A 14,168-nucleotide genomic window follows, 5' to 3' on the forward strand; every position below is an offset into this window, starting at 1 on the left:
TCAGTGCGCGCCTGCCGCCGTCGGCTCGGAGCGCTGTCCCGCGATGTCGCTGCCCGACTCCATCGGATGCGTGACGTCGTCGGCGTCACGCCCCTTGCCGATGTGGTTGAACAGCAGGTTGAGCACGACCGCCGCGACACAGCCCGTCGAGATGCCCGAGTCCAGGATGATCTTCGCGTTCTCCGGGAACGCGTGGTAGAACTCCGGCACCGCGATGGGGATCAGGCCCACGGCGAGCGAGACGGCGACGATGAGGACGTTGTTGTCCTTGTCCAGGTTGGCCTTGACCAGGGTCTGGATACCGCTGGCCGCGACCGAGCCGAACAGCACGACGCCGGCTCCGCCGAGCACCGGGCGCGGCACGACGGCGATCAGCGAGGCCGCCATCGGACACAGGCCCATCAGGACGAGGAAGCCACCGCCGGCCGCGACCACGTACCGGCTGCGGATCTTCGTCATCGCGACGAGGCCGATGTTCTGGGCGAACGCACTGCACATGAAGCCGTTGAACAGCGGGCTGATGGCAGTGCCGAGGGTGTCGGCGCGCAGACCCGCCGCGATGGTCTTCTCGTCGGCGGGGCGGTCGACGATCTCCCCCAGGGCGAGCATGTCCGCCGTGGACTCGGTCATCGAGACCACCATGACGACGATCATCGAGACGATGGCCGCGCCCGCGAACTGCGGGGCGCCGAAGTGGAACGGGGTCGGGAAGCCGATGACGTCCGCGTCGCCGACCGGCGAGAAGTCCGTGGCGCCGAACGGGATCGCGATGACGGTGCCGATGACCAGGCCGAGCAGGACCGCGATCTGCTTGACGAAGCCCGACGTGAAGCGGCGGATGATCAGCACGATCACGAGTGTGATCCCGGCGAGTGCCAGGTTCTCCATGGAGCCGTAGTCCGGCGCCTTCGCGTCGGGCCCCTGCGCCCAGCCGAACGCGACCGGCATCAGCGAGACACCGATGAGCGTGATGACCGTGCCGGTGACGACCGGCGGGAAGAACCGGACCAGCTTCGAGAAGAAGGGTGCGGCTATGAAGCCGAGCACACCCGCGACGATCACCGCGCCGAAGATGATCGGCAGCGCGTCGTCCTTGTCCTTCGTCGAGCCGACGACGGCGAGCATCGGAGCGACGCCCGCGAAGGTCACACCGTTCACGAACGGAAGGCGGGCGCCGATCTTCCAGATGCCGAGCGTCTGCAGGAAGGTCGCGAGGCCCGCCGTGAACAGGCAGGCGCCCGTAAGGAAGGTCAGGTCCTTCGGGCTGAGACCGATAGCCGCGCCGACGATGAGCGGGGGCGCGACCACGCCCGCGTACATCGCCGCCACGTGCTGCAGACCCGTCGTCGCCATCTTCAGCGGCGGCAGCTTCTCGTCTACCGGATGTTTGGTATGCCCCGCGGCCACTTCCTCGGGCTCGTCGGGGGTCGTGCCTTGCTTGGTGAACCTGGGCTTCGACGCCACTACGGCTCCTCCGGTTGTTTTCCAGCCCCGGCAGGCCGCCGGCGCTTTTCGCTTCTGGGAGGTGGTGCAAGGTGCAAGGTCGTACTGGTGGTGCTGTTCCGTTGTTCAGTTGTTGTGCGCCCAGGTATTACTGGCCGCCCCGGCAACGTGAAGCTTTGGGCCACGTCCCCGGGGCGGCACTCGAGCTGCCCGCTCGGCAGCTCGAGCCCCCGGTCAAGGGCCGTCCCCCCTGACCGGAGTCTCAAAAGGTCAGCTCTCGGCGGTGATTCGCGCGAGTCGCTGCGCCTCCGCCCGCGTGGAGCGGGCGATGGCGTCCTCGTCGACGTGCAGCAGGCGGCCGTCCTCGACCACCGGGCGCCCGTTCACGAGGGAGAGGGTGACCGGTGCGGCCGCGCCGAAGACGAGCGCGGTCACCGGGTCGGCGATCGATGCGTGGGCGAGGGTGTCCATCTTCCACAGCACCAGGTCGGCCAGCTTGCCGGCTTCGAGCGACCCGATCTGGGGTGCCCGGCCGAGGACTTGGGCCCCTCCGTACGTCCCGAGGCGCAGCGCCTGACGGGCGTTCAGGGCCGCCTCGCGGTGCGCGCCGAGGCGGTTGATGAGGAGGGCGTTACGGAGTTCGGTGTGCAGTTCGCCCGACTCGTTGGAGGCGGTGCCGTCGACGCCGAGACCGACCGGGACGCCGGCCGCGAGCATGTCGGGTACGCGGGCGATTCCCGCTGCCAGTCGGGCATTTGAGGACGGGCAGTGCGCCACGCCCGTCTTCGTGCGCCCGAACGCGGCGATGTCGGAGTCGTTCATGTGGACGCTGTGCGCCATCCACACGTCCTCGCCGAGCCAGCCCGTCGACTCGAAGTAGTCGGTCGGGCCCATGCCGAACAGCTCGTGGCAGAACTTCTCCTCCTCGACGGTCTCGCTGCCGTGGGTGTGCAGCCGTACGCCGAGCGAGCGCGCCAACTCGGCGCCCTGCTTGAGGAGTTCCGTGGACACGGAGAACGGGGAACAGGGGGCCACGGCCACCTGCGTCATCGCGTCGAAGGAGGCGTCGTGGTGCTTCTTGACGGTCTCCTCGGTCGCGGCGAGCGCGCCGTCGAGGGTCTCGACGGCGAAGTCGGGCGGCAGTCCGCCGTCCTTCTCGCTGCGGTCCATGGAGCCACGCGCCAGGGTGAAGCGCACGCCCATCTCGGAGGCGGCCCGGATGATCGATCCGGACAGGTCGCCGGTGCCCTTCGGGAACACGTAGTGGTGGTCCATGGCGGTGGTGACACCGCCGCGGGCCATCATCGCGAGGGAGCCCTGCGCCGCCGCGTATGTCATCTGCTCGTCGATGCGCGCCCACGTCGGGTACAGCGTCACCAGCCAGTTGAACAGGTTGTGGTCCGTCGCCAGGCCACGGGTGATCCACTGGTAGAAGTGGTGGTGCGTGTTGACGAGGCCGGGTGTGGCCAGGTGGCCGGTGCCGTCGATCCGGCGGACGACATTCTCGAGTCCCTCGGGCGCGCTGCCCGCGCCGATGGACTCGATCTTGTTGTCCGCCACGACGATGTGGCCCGAGGCGTACTCGGTGTCGTGCGCGTCGACCGTCGCGATGGCGACGTTCTCGATGACGATGCGGTCTGCCGTGGCAGGAGCCATGGTGCTGCTTCCTTCAGTCGGTGTGACGTGTGGGCACGGCAGGACCCTAGGAAGATTTGAGTGCCGCGGCAGGTGCGCCACGGGTGCCGAGATGGTGGAAGAACAGATTGAGCGAGACGGCGACGAGCGCGCCCGCGCTGATGCCGGAGCCGAGCACGGTCTGTGCCCAGGCCGGGAAATCGGCGTAGAAGCTCGGTGCGGCGAGCGGGATGATGCCCGCGCCGAGCGAGACGGCCACCAGGATGATGTTGGAGCTGTCGTCGAGCCCTGCTTCGGAGAGCGTACGGATGCCGCTGACGGCGATCGAGCCGAACAGCACGATGCCCGCGCCGCCAAGGACCGGCATGGGGACCATGGAGACGACCGCGCCGAGCATCGGGAAGACGCCGAGGATCAGGAGGGTGCCGCCGGCGACGGCGACGACGTAGCGGCTGCGCACCTTGGTCAGCGAGACGACGCCGACGTTCTGGGCGAACGCCGAGGTCGGCAGGCCGCCGAAGATCGGTCCGATGAAGGTGGCGATGCCGTCGGTGCGCAGCCCCCGGGTGATCGTCTTTCCGTCGCACTCGCGCTCGCAGATCTCGCCGATGGCGAGCATGCCGGCGCTGGACTCGGTCATCAGGACGAGCATGACGAGGCAGAGCGAGATGATCGCGGCGGGCTGGAACTCGGGGGCGCCGAAGGCGAACGGCGTCGGGAGCGCGGCGACCGGCGCCGACTTGAGGGAGCTGAAGTCCGCCATGCCGAACGGGATCGCGGCGAGCGTGCCGATCAACATGCCGAAGAGCAGGGCGACTTGCTTGACGAAGCCCTTGCCGAAGCGCTGGATCAGCAGGATGACGACGAGCGTGAAGGCGGCGAGTGCGAGGTAGCGCATGTCGCCGTAGTCGGAGGCGGTCTTGTCGCCGCCTTGTGCCCAGCCGACGGGTACGGGCATCAGCGTCACACCGATGAGGGTGATGACGACGCCCGTGACGAGCGGCGGGAAGAACCTCAGCAGCCGCCCGAAGAACGGGCCGATCGCGAGACAGAAGACGCCCGCGACCATGACCGCCCCGTAAATGGCGGGGAGTTGGTCGCCTTTGGCGTTCGTCTCGGCGATGGCGAGCATCGGCGCGATGCCCGCGGAGGACGCGGCGTTGACGAAGGGCAGCCGGTTGCCGACGAAGCCCTTGACGCCGAGCGTCTGGAGCAGGGTGGCCACGCCCGCGATGAGCAGCGACGCGGCGATCAGCCGGGTCTGGCCCGCGGTGTCGAGGCCGACGGCCTGGCCGATGATGAGCGGCGGGGTGACGACACCGGCGTACATGGCGGCGATGTGCTGGAGTGCGGCGGGCGCGAGCCGCGACGGGTGGAGCTTCTCGTCCACCGGGTGCACCCGCGAACCGGTGGACTCCGGTTCGGTGCTTCCCGATGGGGTGGAACACGGGCCCTCGGCTTCAGCCGGCCCTTTTGCTGGCACTGCCATTGCTATGTTCCCTCCGGTGCGGCGCACCCCCGCCGACTGCGGGGTGACGGGGGTGCGCTACCGCGTCCGTGAACGCCTGATGCGGCGTCAGAGGTTGGTCATGTCGACCGGGATGCGCTGGTCCGCGCCGTCCCTCAGGATGGTGGCCTCGATGAGGCCGTAGGGGCGGTCGGCGGCCCAGTACACGGCGCCGTCCTTCGCCTCGTTCTCCAGACCGAAGGCCGAAAGGTCCTGCCGGAAGTGGTGCTTGTTCGGCGCGGAGAAGCGGATCTCGTCGATCTCGCTGCGGTTGTTGATGACGCGCGAACCCATCTGGAAGAGGGTCTGCTGCAGCGACAGCGAGTACGTCTCCACGAAGGCCTGAAGAATGTGCTTCTTCGACTGCTCGTAGGACTTGTTCCAGTTGGGCGTGCGCTCGTCGTCGACGCCCGTCCAGTTGTGCCGCCACCAGGTGGACAGCGACGTCGCGAGGATGCGGTCGTAGTCCTCCTTGAGCGTCGTGTACTTGTCCTTGATGTAGCCCCAGAACTCGGAGTTCGTGGTGTTCATCACGGTCAAGTCCTTGAGTCCGCTGAGGACTTCGAACTTCTCGCCGTCATAGGTGACCTGGACGAGGCGCGTCTCCTGGCCCTTGCGGACGAAGGAGTGCTTGACCTCGTCGGAGCCGATGAACTTGGAGCCCGCGTCGGATCCCGCGATGCGCTCCCACGAGTACTCCTCGATGCGGATGCGCGCGCGGTGGATGGACGGCTGGCTGTCGACGAAGTGCCGGGCCAGCTCGATGCCGTAGCCCTCCGCCGACTCGATGCCGTGTTCCTTGGCGAAGGCGAAGCAGGTGTTCTTGGTGGTGTCCGTCGGCAGGCAGTTGGCGTTCGACCCGGTGAGGTGGACGTCGTCGAGGTCACCGCTGAGGGCGACCGAGACGTTCAGGTCCTTGATGTGGTGGGTGTCGCCGTCCCGCGTGATCTTTACGACCCGGTTCTCGGCCTTGCCGTACTGGTTGGATCCCAGAATCGTGGGCATGTCTGCTAGCTCCCTCGGTAAACGGAGTAGCCGAACGGGTTGAGCAGCAGCGGCACGTGGTAGTGCTCCCCCGGCTTGACGGCGAATGTGATCGCCACCTCCGGGAAGAACGCTCCGGTCGTGTCGCTGTCCCGATTCGCGGGGGCGTCCTGCTGCGCATCGGCTTGCTGGTTCTGCGTGTTGGCGGTCTTCTTCGCGAAGTACGCCTCGGTCTCGAAGTCGAGGCGTACGTGGGTGGTGCCCTCCGGCAGCGCCGGCAGGTCCTTGCAGCGCCCGTCCGCGTCGGTGGCACTGCCGCCGAGCGCCTGCCACTCGGCGCCCGAACCGGCGCGTGCCGCAAGGGAGATGGCGACGCCCTCGGCGGGGCGTCCGATGCTGGTGTCCAGAATGTGCGTGGACACCGAAGCCGTGGTCTCGGTGCTCATCAGGCGTTCATTTCCTGTTCTTACGGTGCTTCTACGATGCGGGTCAGGCGGATGCGGTTGATCTTTCCCAGTTCGGTGCGGACGATCTCCCGCTCCTCCTCGGCCGTGTGGCCGATCCGGGTCCTGAGCGCATCGAGCATCTGCTCCGCCGTGGCGCCGGTGGCGCAGATGAGGAAGACATGACCGAACCTGTCCTGGTACGCCAGGTTGAGCTCGAGCATCTCCTTCTTGAGCTCCTCGGAGGCCCCCGCCATGCCGCGCTGTTCGCGCGACGACGTCGGGTCGCCGGGCTTCGGGCGGCCGATCGGCGGATGCCCCGCCATCGCCTCGGCGAGGTCGTCCGCGGTCAGTTCCGCCATCGCGGCGTCACTGGCGGTGAAGAGAGTCTCTGCTGAAGCGAAGGGGCGCTGGGCGAGAAGCTTGCTCCCCCACGCCGATGAAGCACACACCTCGTGGAGCTCGGCCTGGGCCGTGCTCTCGTCCGAGGTGTTGAACCGGGTCAGACCCGGCGTTGAACCTGAAGTCACGGGGTGCCTCCGTGGCCTTGTGCTGGACGGGCTGCAGATAGCTAACGCCCCCGGAAACACCACGTCAACACTTTGTTGAAAACTCGGAGTTACAAAAAACCGCCGTCCGGATATCGGACAGCGGTGAGGAGAGGGGCGGTCGGCCCGGTATCGCACCAGGTCAGGGGGTCTTGTCCCGGTTGAGATAGTTGTAGACGGTGAAGCGGGAAACGCCGAGCGCGCCGGCCACGGTCTCCACACCGTGCCGTACGGAGAACGCTCCACGCGCCTCCAGAAGCCGTACGGCCTCCTGCTTCTCCCTGCGGTCGAGCGCGGACAGCGGCACACCCTTGGTGCGCTCCATGGCGGCCAGGATGTGGTCGAGCGAGTCCGCCAACTGGGGCAGGCGTACGGCCACGACATCGGCCCCCTGCCACGCAAGCACCACGTCGTCGGGGCCCGCGCCCTCCGGCGGCATCAGCTCCCCGCCCATGGCGTCGACCAGTGGCTTCACCGCCGTGATGAAGGCGTCCCCGGTGTCGTTCACGCGTCGTCACCCTTCCCCGTGGGCTCCCCCACCACGTTGACCTGCAGCGAGATCCGCGTCGCCCCGTTCGCGAGGCTGCTGCGCAGCAGGGCGTCGACCGCGGTCAGCACCTCGTCCGCGCCGCTCTCCGCCGTGTTGCCGAACGGCCCCACGTCGACCTCGTCGAGATCGGCCGCCTCGATGACCCGGCGCGCCGCGAGCGCGTGCTCGGGCGCCTCCTCCAGGTCGAACGGCTCCGTCGTGAACTCCACTCTCAATCGCACGCGTTCAACCTAACCCGCATGGAGCGGTTACCGGGAGCCACCGTGGGGATCAGGGTGGAGGTCAGGGTGCGGGGCACTTGCTGTGCGCGCTCTCGTAGGTCCGGTAGAGCGGCGATCCGTCCCGGTTTCCCTCCGGGAACGTCACGATGGGTACCGGTTTGCACACCGGCCACTGGCCGACCCCGGCCCCGGCATCGCTCTCGTCGGCGCCGCTCTCGTCGGCGTCGACGAACGTGAAGTCGCCGCTCGCGGCCTGCACGCACTGGGCGCAGTCGTCCTGCGGGCTGCCCTTGCGCAGCTGGTTCTGGACGTCGTCGTTGGACACCTCGCCGTGGCCGCTCGCACCGGCCTGCTTCACGGCGTTGCTCACCGCGGCGAGGGCGTCGTGGTACATCACGGCGTACCCGTCGTTGAGGGCACGCCGCCCCGCGCCCGTGAAGGAGTGTTCGTAGGCGCTCGCGAACCGCCCGAAGTGCCGGGGTGTCTCGCCTTCGCCACGCTCCCAGCGCGGCGCGTCCACGGCGGCCGCCGTCACGATCCGGATGTGCAGCCGATGGGCCTTCTCGCCGATGCCGGAGGTCTCGGTGACCGGGTCACGGGCCGTGCTGACGCGCAGGATGCGCAGCGGGTCGTCGGACCGGTACCGGCAGGAGCCCGTCTCGTCGATGGCTTTCACGAAGGGGTGCAGGTCGGCGTCGCGGCCGGCCAGGAACACCGTTCTCGTCCCGGCCCCGCACATCGCTTCCACCGACTTCTTGAAGTCCTGGGTGTCGCCCCGGGCCGGTCCCTTTCTGCCCTGGTACATCTCGACCGTCCGCCGCACCGGGTCGTCGGTGATGCCGTAGTCCTCGCCGAACTTCTCCTGGAAGACCTCGCGCAGGTCGGAGACGTAATTGTCGTCCCGGTCGTCCGCGATCATGAACGTCTTGTCGCGGTTGACGTCGTTCCGCTTCGCGTACGCCTTCAGGGCGTCGACGAGCTGGGCGTTGGAGGGCGACACCTTGAACAGGTACGGGTTCTCCATGTCGGTGGCGCTCAGCGCGGCGCTGACGGCCGGGATCCGGGCCTTCTCGAGGCTCTCCACGGAGGCCAGGGTCCTGCTGTCGCTGTTGGGGAAGCCGATGGTGGCGACGAGGGGAGCGCTCTTGTCGTCGGTCCGTGCGCTCAGCTCGCCGGTCACGTCCGACCAATAGTCGAGGTATTCGCCCACGTTGGCGAAGAGGAGCTGGACCGCGCTGCCCTTGGTCGTCGAACCGTGGTTGTGCTCGTACTGCGCGACGTACGCGCCCTGCAGCGAGTGCAGGATCAGCGCCTTGGACATGGCAGCACCCCGCGTCCTCGCGGTGTACGGCATGACGACACCCACGCTCACCACCTGCCGCTGCGGCGCGCTCGCCCGAGCACGCGCGTTCTCGCTCGCGATGCGGTCCAGGACGTCCTTCAGGTCCTTGTCGAAGGCATACGGCCGCGCGGTGACGCCGACGCATTCCTCCCCCGCGCGCCGCAGGTCATGGTCCGCCGAGCAGTAGTTCCGGTGGCCCAGATACGTGTCCACACCCCACCACGTCCCGCCCCCGACCAGCGCCCCGACGAGCACCCACAGCACGATCACGTCGATCAGGCCGAAGACGCGGAACCGGAGCCGCCGCGGCAGCCACCGCCAGTTCCTGCGGTCCGGCCGGCGGCCCCTCATGCCACCCCTCCCCAGCTGCGCTCCAGCGGCCAGTCCTCGCCGTCCCGCACGGCCCGCGGCCAGCGGACCGCCGCCTGGGCGAGGACCGCCCGACCGGTCAGGTGCTGGGCGGACAGGAACGACAGGTCCTGCCCGATCCGGTCGGCCAGCACCCGGTCGGCCTCGGCGAGCTCGTCGGCGGAGTACCACAGCGCGTGCAGCAGCCGGTAGATCGCCCGCTTCTCCAGGCCCGCCTCCGGGTCCGCCCGCACCTGGAGCCGGTCCCTGCGCCCCTTGCCGACCTCCTGGCACTGCTCGAACCAGAGGTCACCGGGCGGGCGCGGCGCGTGCGCCACCGTCCGCAGCGCGCGCAGCCACTCCAGGGCGTCACCGTCGGAGCGCCCGAACTCCGCGTGCAGCCGGTCGACGACCTCCTGGGTCTCGCCCCCGGCCAGCCGGTGCCACAGGAAGCGGGCCCACTCCTCGCGCCCGGACCGCCCCGCGCGGCCCTCGGCGCGGCGCCGGTGGTGCTGCGCGAGCAGCCAGTGCGCATCGCCCCAGCCCACGCCGCCCGCGCCGCGCCCACTGCGCATCTGGTGCACGAGCAGCGCCCGCAGAAAGCGGTCCGTGATGAACGGGCGGCTGCCGGGCCCGCGCGACCAGCGCTCCCGCTCCAGCTGGGCGGCGACGCCGTCGGCCGCGGCCAGGTCGTCGATCCGGCGCGGCACCCACCGCTCGGCCAGCTGCTCGGCCGCCTCCCGGTCCCAGGCCAGCGAGAGCAGGCACAGCTCGTCGTGGTTCTCACCGCCGACCAGGGTGTTGAGCAGCCGCCAGATGACCGACTCGCCGGCGCCGCCGGGCTGGTCCAGGTCGAGCAATTCCTCGGCCGCCACCCACTCCTCGCCGCGCGCCTTGTGCACGACGGCGTCGCACATTCTGCGGGCCCCCATGGGGTGGCCGCGGGTCAGATCGTGCAGCGCCGTCGCGATGTACGGGTCGAAGGTGACCCGCTCGTCGCTGCGCAGCATGCGTTCCAGGTGTTCCGTGTCGAGCGGCGGCAGCGGCAGGAGCAGCACCCCCTCGGACGGCTCCGCGCTGCGGCGGCTCCAGCGGGTGCGGGCCCCGACCTCCTGAAGCGGCTGGCGGGTGGCCCGCGTGTACGGGGCGGTCTCCTGCTCCTCTTCCGGCGTCTCGTCATCGTCGTCGGCGTCGCCGCGCAGCTCCGTGGCGAGGACGACGAGCGGGTCGCGGGCGCCGCGCTCCTGCAACGCCCGTTGTTCCAGGAGGAGTTCGAGGAAGTCGCGGCCGGGGTCGGTGTGCACGTTGTCGAGCAGGATCAGCGGCCGCGGGGCCCGGTTCCCGCGCCGCAGCCTCCCGTAGCGCACATCCCTGAGGAACGCGGCCATCAGCATGCGTTCGACGCCGCGCCGAAAGCCCCTGCCCTGGTGGAACTCCTGACAGAGCCGGGCCACGGCCCGCGCGCGCTGGGCGGCCGGTACCCGGGGCGGCTCGGTGGCCGCGTCGGGCGGCATTCCGCGCAGCCGGTTGTCGCTCTCGCTGCGGTGGCTCCCGTACCAGCTGACGAGGTCGCGGGGGCCGAGTCGGCGCGTGCGGCGGCGGTACTGCCTGCCGAGGTAGGTGCGCACGGCCGCCTCGGGGAACTCGGCCGGGTCGGGCGAGCCGCCATCGGCGGGCGTCGGCAGCGCGGGGCGGAACAGCGCGTCCCAGGTGGGCGGGGGTTCGCCGGCCGGCCAGGGGCCCATCAGGGCGGCGGCGTGCCGGTCGGCGACGTCGAGTTCGTCGTCGATGCCGGGGCGCCGGGCGGAGATCACGGCGAGCAGTCCCGCGGTCGTCCTCGGGAAGCGAAGGCGTCCGAACCCGGCGACGGGGAGCGAGAGTTGACGTACGAGCTCGACCAGCATCTCGACCACGTACGAGTTGTTGGCGATCTCGGGGCCCACCCTGGCCCGCTCCTCCAGGTCCGTGCAGTTGATCCGGGCGAAGGGGACGCGAGGGCCCGGCCAGGGGCCGGTGTCGGGGGCGTAGGCCCGCTGGAGGTCGTTCAGCATGGCGCTCTTGCCGGTGCCGTGCCGCCCGCTGAGCAGGACGACGGGCAGGTCGTCGGCGAACTCCCGGCGGCGACGCCTACGGTGGCGCTCGCGTTCCAGACCGATGAGGCGTGGCACCAGCTGACTCAGGAGCGGCTGGCGCGCGTACACCTCGGGTATCTGGCCGTCGGATTCGGTGGCGGGCACCCCGCCGGGTCCCCCGTGGTCCGTCACACCGTGGTCCGTCACGGCAGCCTCAGCGTCTGGCGGACGAAGTCGGCGAGGAAGCCGACCACCACCTCCTTGCCGACCGAGGCGCTCTCGCTCTGCAGCACGCCCGGGACGCGCTCCATGAAGCGCCGCACCAGACCCTCGTCGGGCCGGTCGCCGCGGTCGATGGCGTCGGTCAGCTCGTCGGCGAGTTCACGCACCTGCCGCAGTTCACTGTCGCTCTCGGCGGCTTCGGGCAGGGAGGACCGGACGAGCTGGGCCAGCTGCTCGTACGAGATCACCACGCCCTCGCCCTGTTCCGCCGGGCTGACGTGGACGGGCGCGGGCAGTTCCAGGTGGTTCCTGGCGTACTCCAGGTCCTCCACCGGGAGTTGACGACCGCAGTAGAAGGCCTCGCTGGCCCACAGGAAGTTCTCGGGGTGGGACTCCTCGCCGCCGCGGTGCTGCCCGGCCCGGTCCCAGTACGCGAACAGCGCCGCCTTCGCGTAGCGGCGCCTCGCCTCCCGGTCGGCGTACGCCTCGTCCCAGACGGCGACCTCACAGAGCCCGGCGGCGGTGGGGCTCACGAGGGGCGGGTCGGCGCCCGAGTCGTTGTGCTCGGTGAGCCAGCCGAGCGCGCCGAGGCGGCACACCGCGTCGGCGACCAGGTCCACGCTGCACCGCTCGTGCGGCGCGAAATCGGCGCTGGCCACGCGGCTCGCCCCACCCGTGCCGGTCTGCTCGACGAGCCAGCGCAAGAACCGCGCGGACGCGGCCCCCGTCTCGTCGTAGACCGGCGAGAGGCCGTTCGTCGGCACTGACCGGGATCCGCCCATCTCCCCCAACTCCCGTGACCGGCAACGGGCGTTCACCTTCCCAGAACTACAAGGCCAAACACGTGTCACGGGCCGGTTTCTCGAGGCCCGGACAGACCCATGGGCGCGGCGAAATTCGACGACCCCTCTTGACAGCCACAAGCCCTTGCAGGCAATCTTCCATCAAGTAGAAACGAACTTCCGCAATACGAAAGTTCAACGACTTCGAAGATGAAGGGAGCGCCGACCCTCATGGGATTCGCAGACCAGCGCTTCAACGTCAACCTGTCGATCCTCTTCACCGAGCTCCCGCTCCTGGAGCGCCCCGCGGCCGCCGCCGCGGCGGGCTTCACCGCGGTCGAGCTGTGGTGGCCCTGGGTCGACGCCCCCACCCCCGAGCAGTCCGAGCTCGACGCCCTGCGCGCAGCGATCAAGGACGCGGGCGTCCAGCTCACCGGCCTCAACTTCTACGCGGGTCAGCTGCCGGGCCCGGACCGGGGCGCCCTGTCGATCCCCGGCGAGGAGAGCGAGAAGTTCCGCGCGAACATCGACGTCGCGGCCGACTTCGCCCAGTCGCTCGGCTGCACGGCGCTCAACGCGCTGTACGGCAACCGCGTCGAGGGCGTCTCCGAGCAGGAGCAGGACGAGCTCGCCCTGGAGAACCTGGTGCTCGCGGCCCGCGCCGCCGACCGCGTCGGCGCCGTGCTGCTGATCGAGGCGCTCAACGCGCCGGAGTCGCCGAAGTGCCCGATCGTGAGCGCCCCGAAGGCGATCGAGATCGTGGACAAGGTGAACGCGGCGACCGGCCTCGGCAACGCCAAGTTCCTGATGGACCTGTACCACCTGTCCATGAACGGCGAGGACCTGACGGCGATCATCAGCGCCTACACCGACAAGACGGCGCACGTGCAGATCGCCGACAACCCGGGCCGCGGCGCGCCGGGCACCGGCACGCTCCCCATCGAGGAGCTGCTGGACCAGCTGAAGAAGGCCGGCTACGAGGGCTACGTGGGCCTGGAGTACAAGCCGGGCGACGCCCCGAGCGCCGAGTCCTTCGCCTGGCTGCCGCACGAGCACCGCGCCGCCTGAGCCGCCCGAGCCGCAGTAGGGCCGTCAACTCATCGCCGTAACAACGCTTTTGGAGTCACCCTCATGAGCAACAACCTCCCCAAGGTCGCGTGGATCGGTCTCGGCATCATGGGCTCCCCCATGTCGGAGAACCTGATCAAGGCCGGCTACGACGTCACGGGCTTCACCCTGGAGCAGGACAAGCTGGACCGCCTCACGACCGCCGGCGGCACCGCCGCGAAGTCGATCGCCGAGGCCGTGCGCGAGGCCGATGTCATCGTGACGATGGTTCCGGCCTCCCCGCAGGTCGAGGCCATCGCGTACGGCCCGGACGGCATCCTGGAGAACGCCAGGTCCGGCGCGCTGCTCGTCGACATGTCGTCGATCACCCCGCAGACGTCCGTGGACCTCGCAAAGGCCGCCAAGGACAAGGGAATTCGCGTCCTCGACGCCCCCGTCTCCGGTGGCGAGGCCGGCGCGATCGAGGCCGTCCTGTCCATCATGGTCGGCGGCGACCAGGCCGAGTTCGACGAGGCCAAGCCGCTGCTCGACGCGCTCGGCAAGACCATCGTGCTGTGCGGCCCGCACGGCTCGGGCCAGACCGTGAAGGCCGCCAACCAGCTGATCGTCGCCGTGAACATCCAGGCGTGCGCCGAGGCCGTGGTCTTCCTGGAGAAGTCCGGCGTCGACCTGAAGGCGGCCCTGGACGTCCTGAACGGCGGCCTGGCCGGCTCGACCGTGCTGACCCGCAAGAAGGACAACTTCCTCAACCGGGACTTCAAGCCGGGTTTCCGCATCGACCTGCACCACAAGGACATGGGCATCGTCACCGACGCCGCCCGCAATGTCGGTGCCTCGCTCCCCGTCGGCGCCACGGTCGCCCAACTGGTCGCCTCGCTGCGCGCCCAGGGCGACGGCGGCCTCGACCACTCGGCGCTGCTGCGCGCGGTCGAGCGCCTCTCGGGCGACCAGCCCAAGTAGGAACCGGCCCCACAGTCTTCCGGGCCGTGGTGTCGCTGACACC

13 protein-coding genes are annotated in these 14,168 nt (G+C 69.7%); 2 read left to right on the forward strand and 11 right to left on the reverse strand.

Annotated features, from left to right (window positions below; all coding sequences use genetic code 11):
• From ACIRHA_RS12335 to ACIRHA_RS12385, 11 genes are all read right to left on the reverse strand, one after another.
• Positions 1 to 1,353 carry a nucleobase:cation symporter-2 family protein gene (locus ACIRHA_RS12335; RefSeq protein ID WP_403844460.1) on the reverse strand — a complete coding sequence of 451 codons (1,353 nt, stop codon included), beginning with the start codon at positions 1,351 to 1,353 and terminating at the stop codon, positions 1 to 3.
• Between the two features lie 360 nt (positions 1,354 to 1,713).
• The gene (locus ACIRHA_RS12340; RefSeq protein ID WP_403843530.1) at positions 1,714 to 3,099 is read right to left on the reverse strand and encodes an 8-oxoguanine deaminase; all 1,386 of its coding nucleotides are present in this window, start codon (positions 3,097 to 3,099) and stop codon (positions 1,714 to 1,716) included.
• Positions 3,100 to 3,145: 46 nt separating this feature from the next.
• Positions 3,146 to 4,567 carry a nucleobase:cation symporter-2 family protein gene (locus ACIRHA_RS12345; protein WP_403843532.1) on the reverse strand — a complete coding sequence of 474 codons (1,422 nt, stop codon included), beginning with the start codon at positions 4,565 to 4,567 and terminating at the stop codon, positions 3,146 to 3,148.
• Between the two features lie 87 nt (positions 4,568 to 4,654).
• Entirely contained in the window at positions 4,655 to 5,590 is a 936-nt protein-coding gene (gene pucL, locus ACIRHA_RS12350) for a factor-independent urate hydroxylase (protein WP_403843535.1), read from the reverse strand.
• 5 nt (positions 5,591 to 5,595) lie between these two features.
• Entirely contained in the window at positions 5,596 to 6,015 is a 420-nt protein-coding gene (gene uraH, locus ACIRHA_RS12355; RefSeq protein ID WP_403843537.1) for a hydroxyisourate hydrolase, read from the reverse strand.
• Positions 6,016 to 6,035: 20 nt separating this feature from the next.
• On the reverse strand, positions 6,036 to 6,542 hold the full coding sequence (uraD, locus tag ACIRHA_RS12360) for a 2-oxo-4-hydroxy-4-carboxy-5-ureidoimidazoline decarboxylase (protein WP_403843540.1): 507 nt from the start codon (positions 6,540 to 6,542) through the stop codon (positions 6,036 to 6,038).
• Between the two features lie 160 nt (positions 6,543 to 6,702).
• Positions 6,703 to 7,014, reverse strand: coding sequence for a helix-turn-helix domain-containing protein (locus ACIRHA_RS12365; RefSeq protein WP_403844463.1), 312 nt, complete (start codon positions 7,012 to 7,014; stop codon positions 6,703 to 6,705).
• Between the two features lie 50 nt (positions 7,015 to 7,064).
• Positions 7,065 to 7,331: a hypothetical protein gene (locus ACIRHA_RS12370; RefSeq protein WP_403843542.1), complete on the reverse strand. Its 267-nt coding sequence runs from the start codon at positions 7,329 to 7,331 to the stop codon at positions 7,065 to 7,067.
• 61 nt (positions 7,332 to 7,392) lie between these two features.
• Positions 7,393 to 9,024, reverse strand: coding sequence for an ABC transporter substrate-binding protein (locus ACIRHA_RS12375; protein WP_403843544.1), 1,632 nt, complete (start codon positions 9,022 to 9,024; stop codon positions 7,393 to 7,395).
• Positions 9,021 to 11,300, reverse strand: a complete 2,280-nt coding sequence (locus ACIRHA_RS12380; RefSeq protein ID WP_403843546.1) for a hypothetical protein — start codon at positions 11,298 to 11,300, stop codon at positions 9,021 to 9,023. Before ACIRHA_RS12380 ends, ACIRHA_RS12375 begins: the two co-directional genes overlap by 4 nt.
• The gene (locus ACIRHA_RS12385; protein ID WP_403843549.1) at positions 11,297 to 12,079 is read right to left on the reverse strand and encodes a hypothetical protein; all 783 of its coding nucleotides are present in this window, start codon (positions 12,077 to 12,079) and stop codon (positions 11,297 to 11,299) included. Before ACIRHA_RS12385 ends, ACIRHA_RS12380 begins: the two co-directional genes overlap by 4 nt.
• 249 nt (positions 12,080 to 12,328) lie before the next feature.
• Between ACIRHA_RS12385 and ACIRHA_RS12390 the strand changes: the two genes are divergently transcribed.
• Positions 12,329 to 13,165, forward strand: coding sequence for a TIM barrel protein (locus ACIRHA_RS12390; protein WP_403843551.1), 837 nt, complete (start codon positions 12,329 to 12,331; stop codon positions 13,163 to 13,165).
• Positions 13,166 to 13,228: 63 nt separating this feature from the next.
• Positions 13,229 to 14,125, forward strand: a complete 897-nt coding sequence (locus ACIRHA_RS12395) for a 2-hydroxy-3-oxopropionate reductase (protein WP_403843554.1) — start codon at positions 13,229 to 13,231, stop codon at positions 14,123 to 14,125.
• The last annotated feature ends 43 nt before the right edge of the window (positions 14,126 to 14,168 follow it).

This window comes from Streptomyces sp. NPDC102360, assembly GCF_044766085.1.
Taxonomy (GTDB): Bacteria; Actinomycetota; Actinomycetes; order Streptomycetales; family Streptomycetaceae; genus Streptomyces.

Excerpts from the sequence above, each read along its gene's own strand:
- ACIRHA_RS12335 (WP_403844460.1), bottom strand. The coding sequence starts at position 1,353 with ATGGCGACGACGGGTCTGCAGCACGTGGCGGCGATGTACGCGGGCGTG.
- ACIRHA_RS12340 (WP_403843530.1), bottom strand. The coding sequence starts at position 3,099 with ATGGCTCCTGCCACGGCAGACCGCATCGTCATCGAGAACGTCGCCATC.
- ACIRHA_RS12345 (WP_403843532.1), bottom strand. The coding sequence starts at position 4,567 with ATGGCAGTGCCAGCAAAAGGGCCGGCTGAAGCCGAGGGCCCGTGTTCC.
- pucL (WP_403843535.1), bottom strand. The coding sequence starts at position 5,590 with ATGCCCACGATTCTGGGATCCAACCAGTACGGCAAGGCCGAGAACCGG.
- uraH (WP_403843537.1), bottom strand. The coding sequence starts at position 6,015 with ATGAGCACCGAGACCACGGCTTCGGTGTCCACGCACATTCTGGACACC.
- ACIRHA_RS12365 (WP_403844463.1), bottom strand. The coding sequence starts at position 7,014 with ATGGGCGGGGAGCTGATGCCGCCGGAGGGCGCGGGCCCCGACGACGTG.
- ACIRHA_RS12375 (WP_403843544.1), bottom strand. The coding sequence starts at position 9,024 with ATGAGGGGCCGCCGGCCGGACCGCAGGAACTGGCGGTGGCTGCCGCGG.
- ACIRHA_RS12390 (WP_403843551.1), top strand. The coding sequence starts at position 12,329 with ATGGGATTCGCAGACCAGCGCTTCAACGTCAACCTGTCGATCCTCTTC.
- ACIRHA_RS12395 (WP_403843554.1), top strand. The coding sequence starts at position 13,229 with ATGAGCAACAACCTCCCCAAGGTCGCGTGGATCGGTCTCGGCATCATG.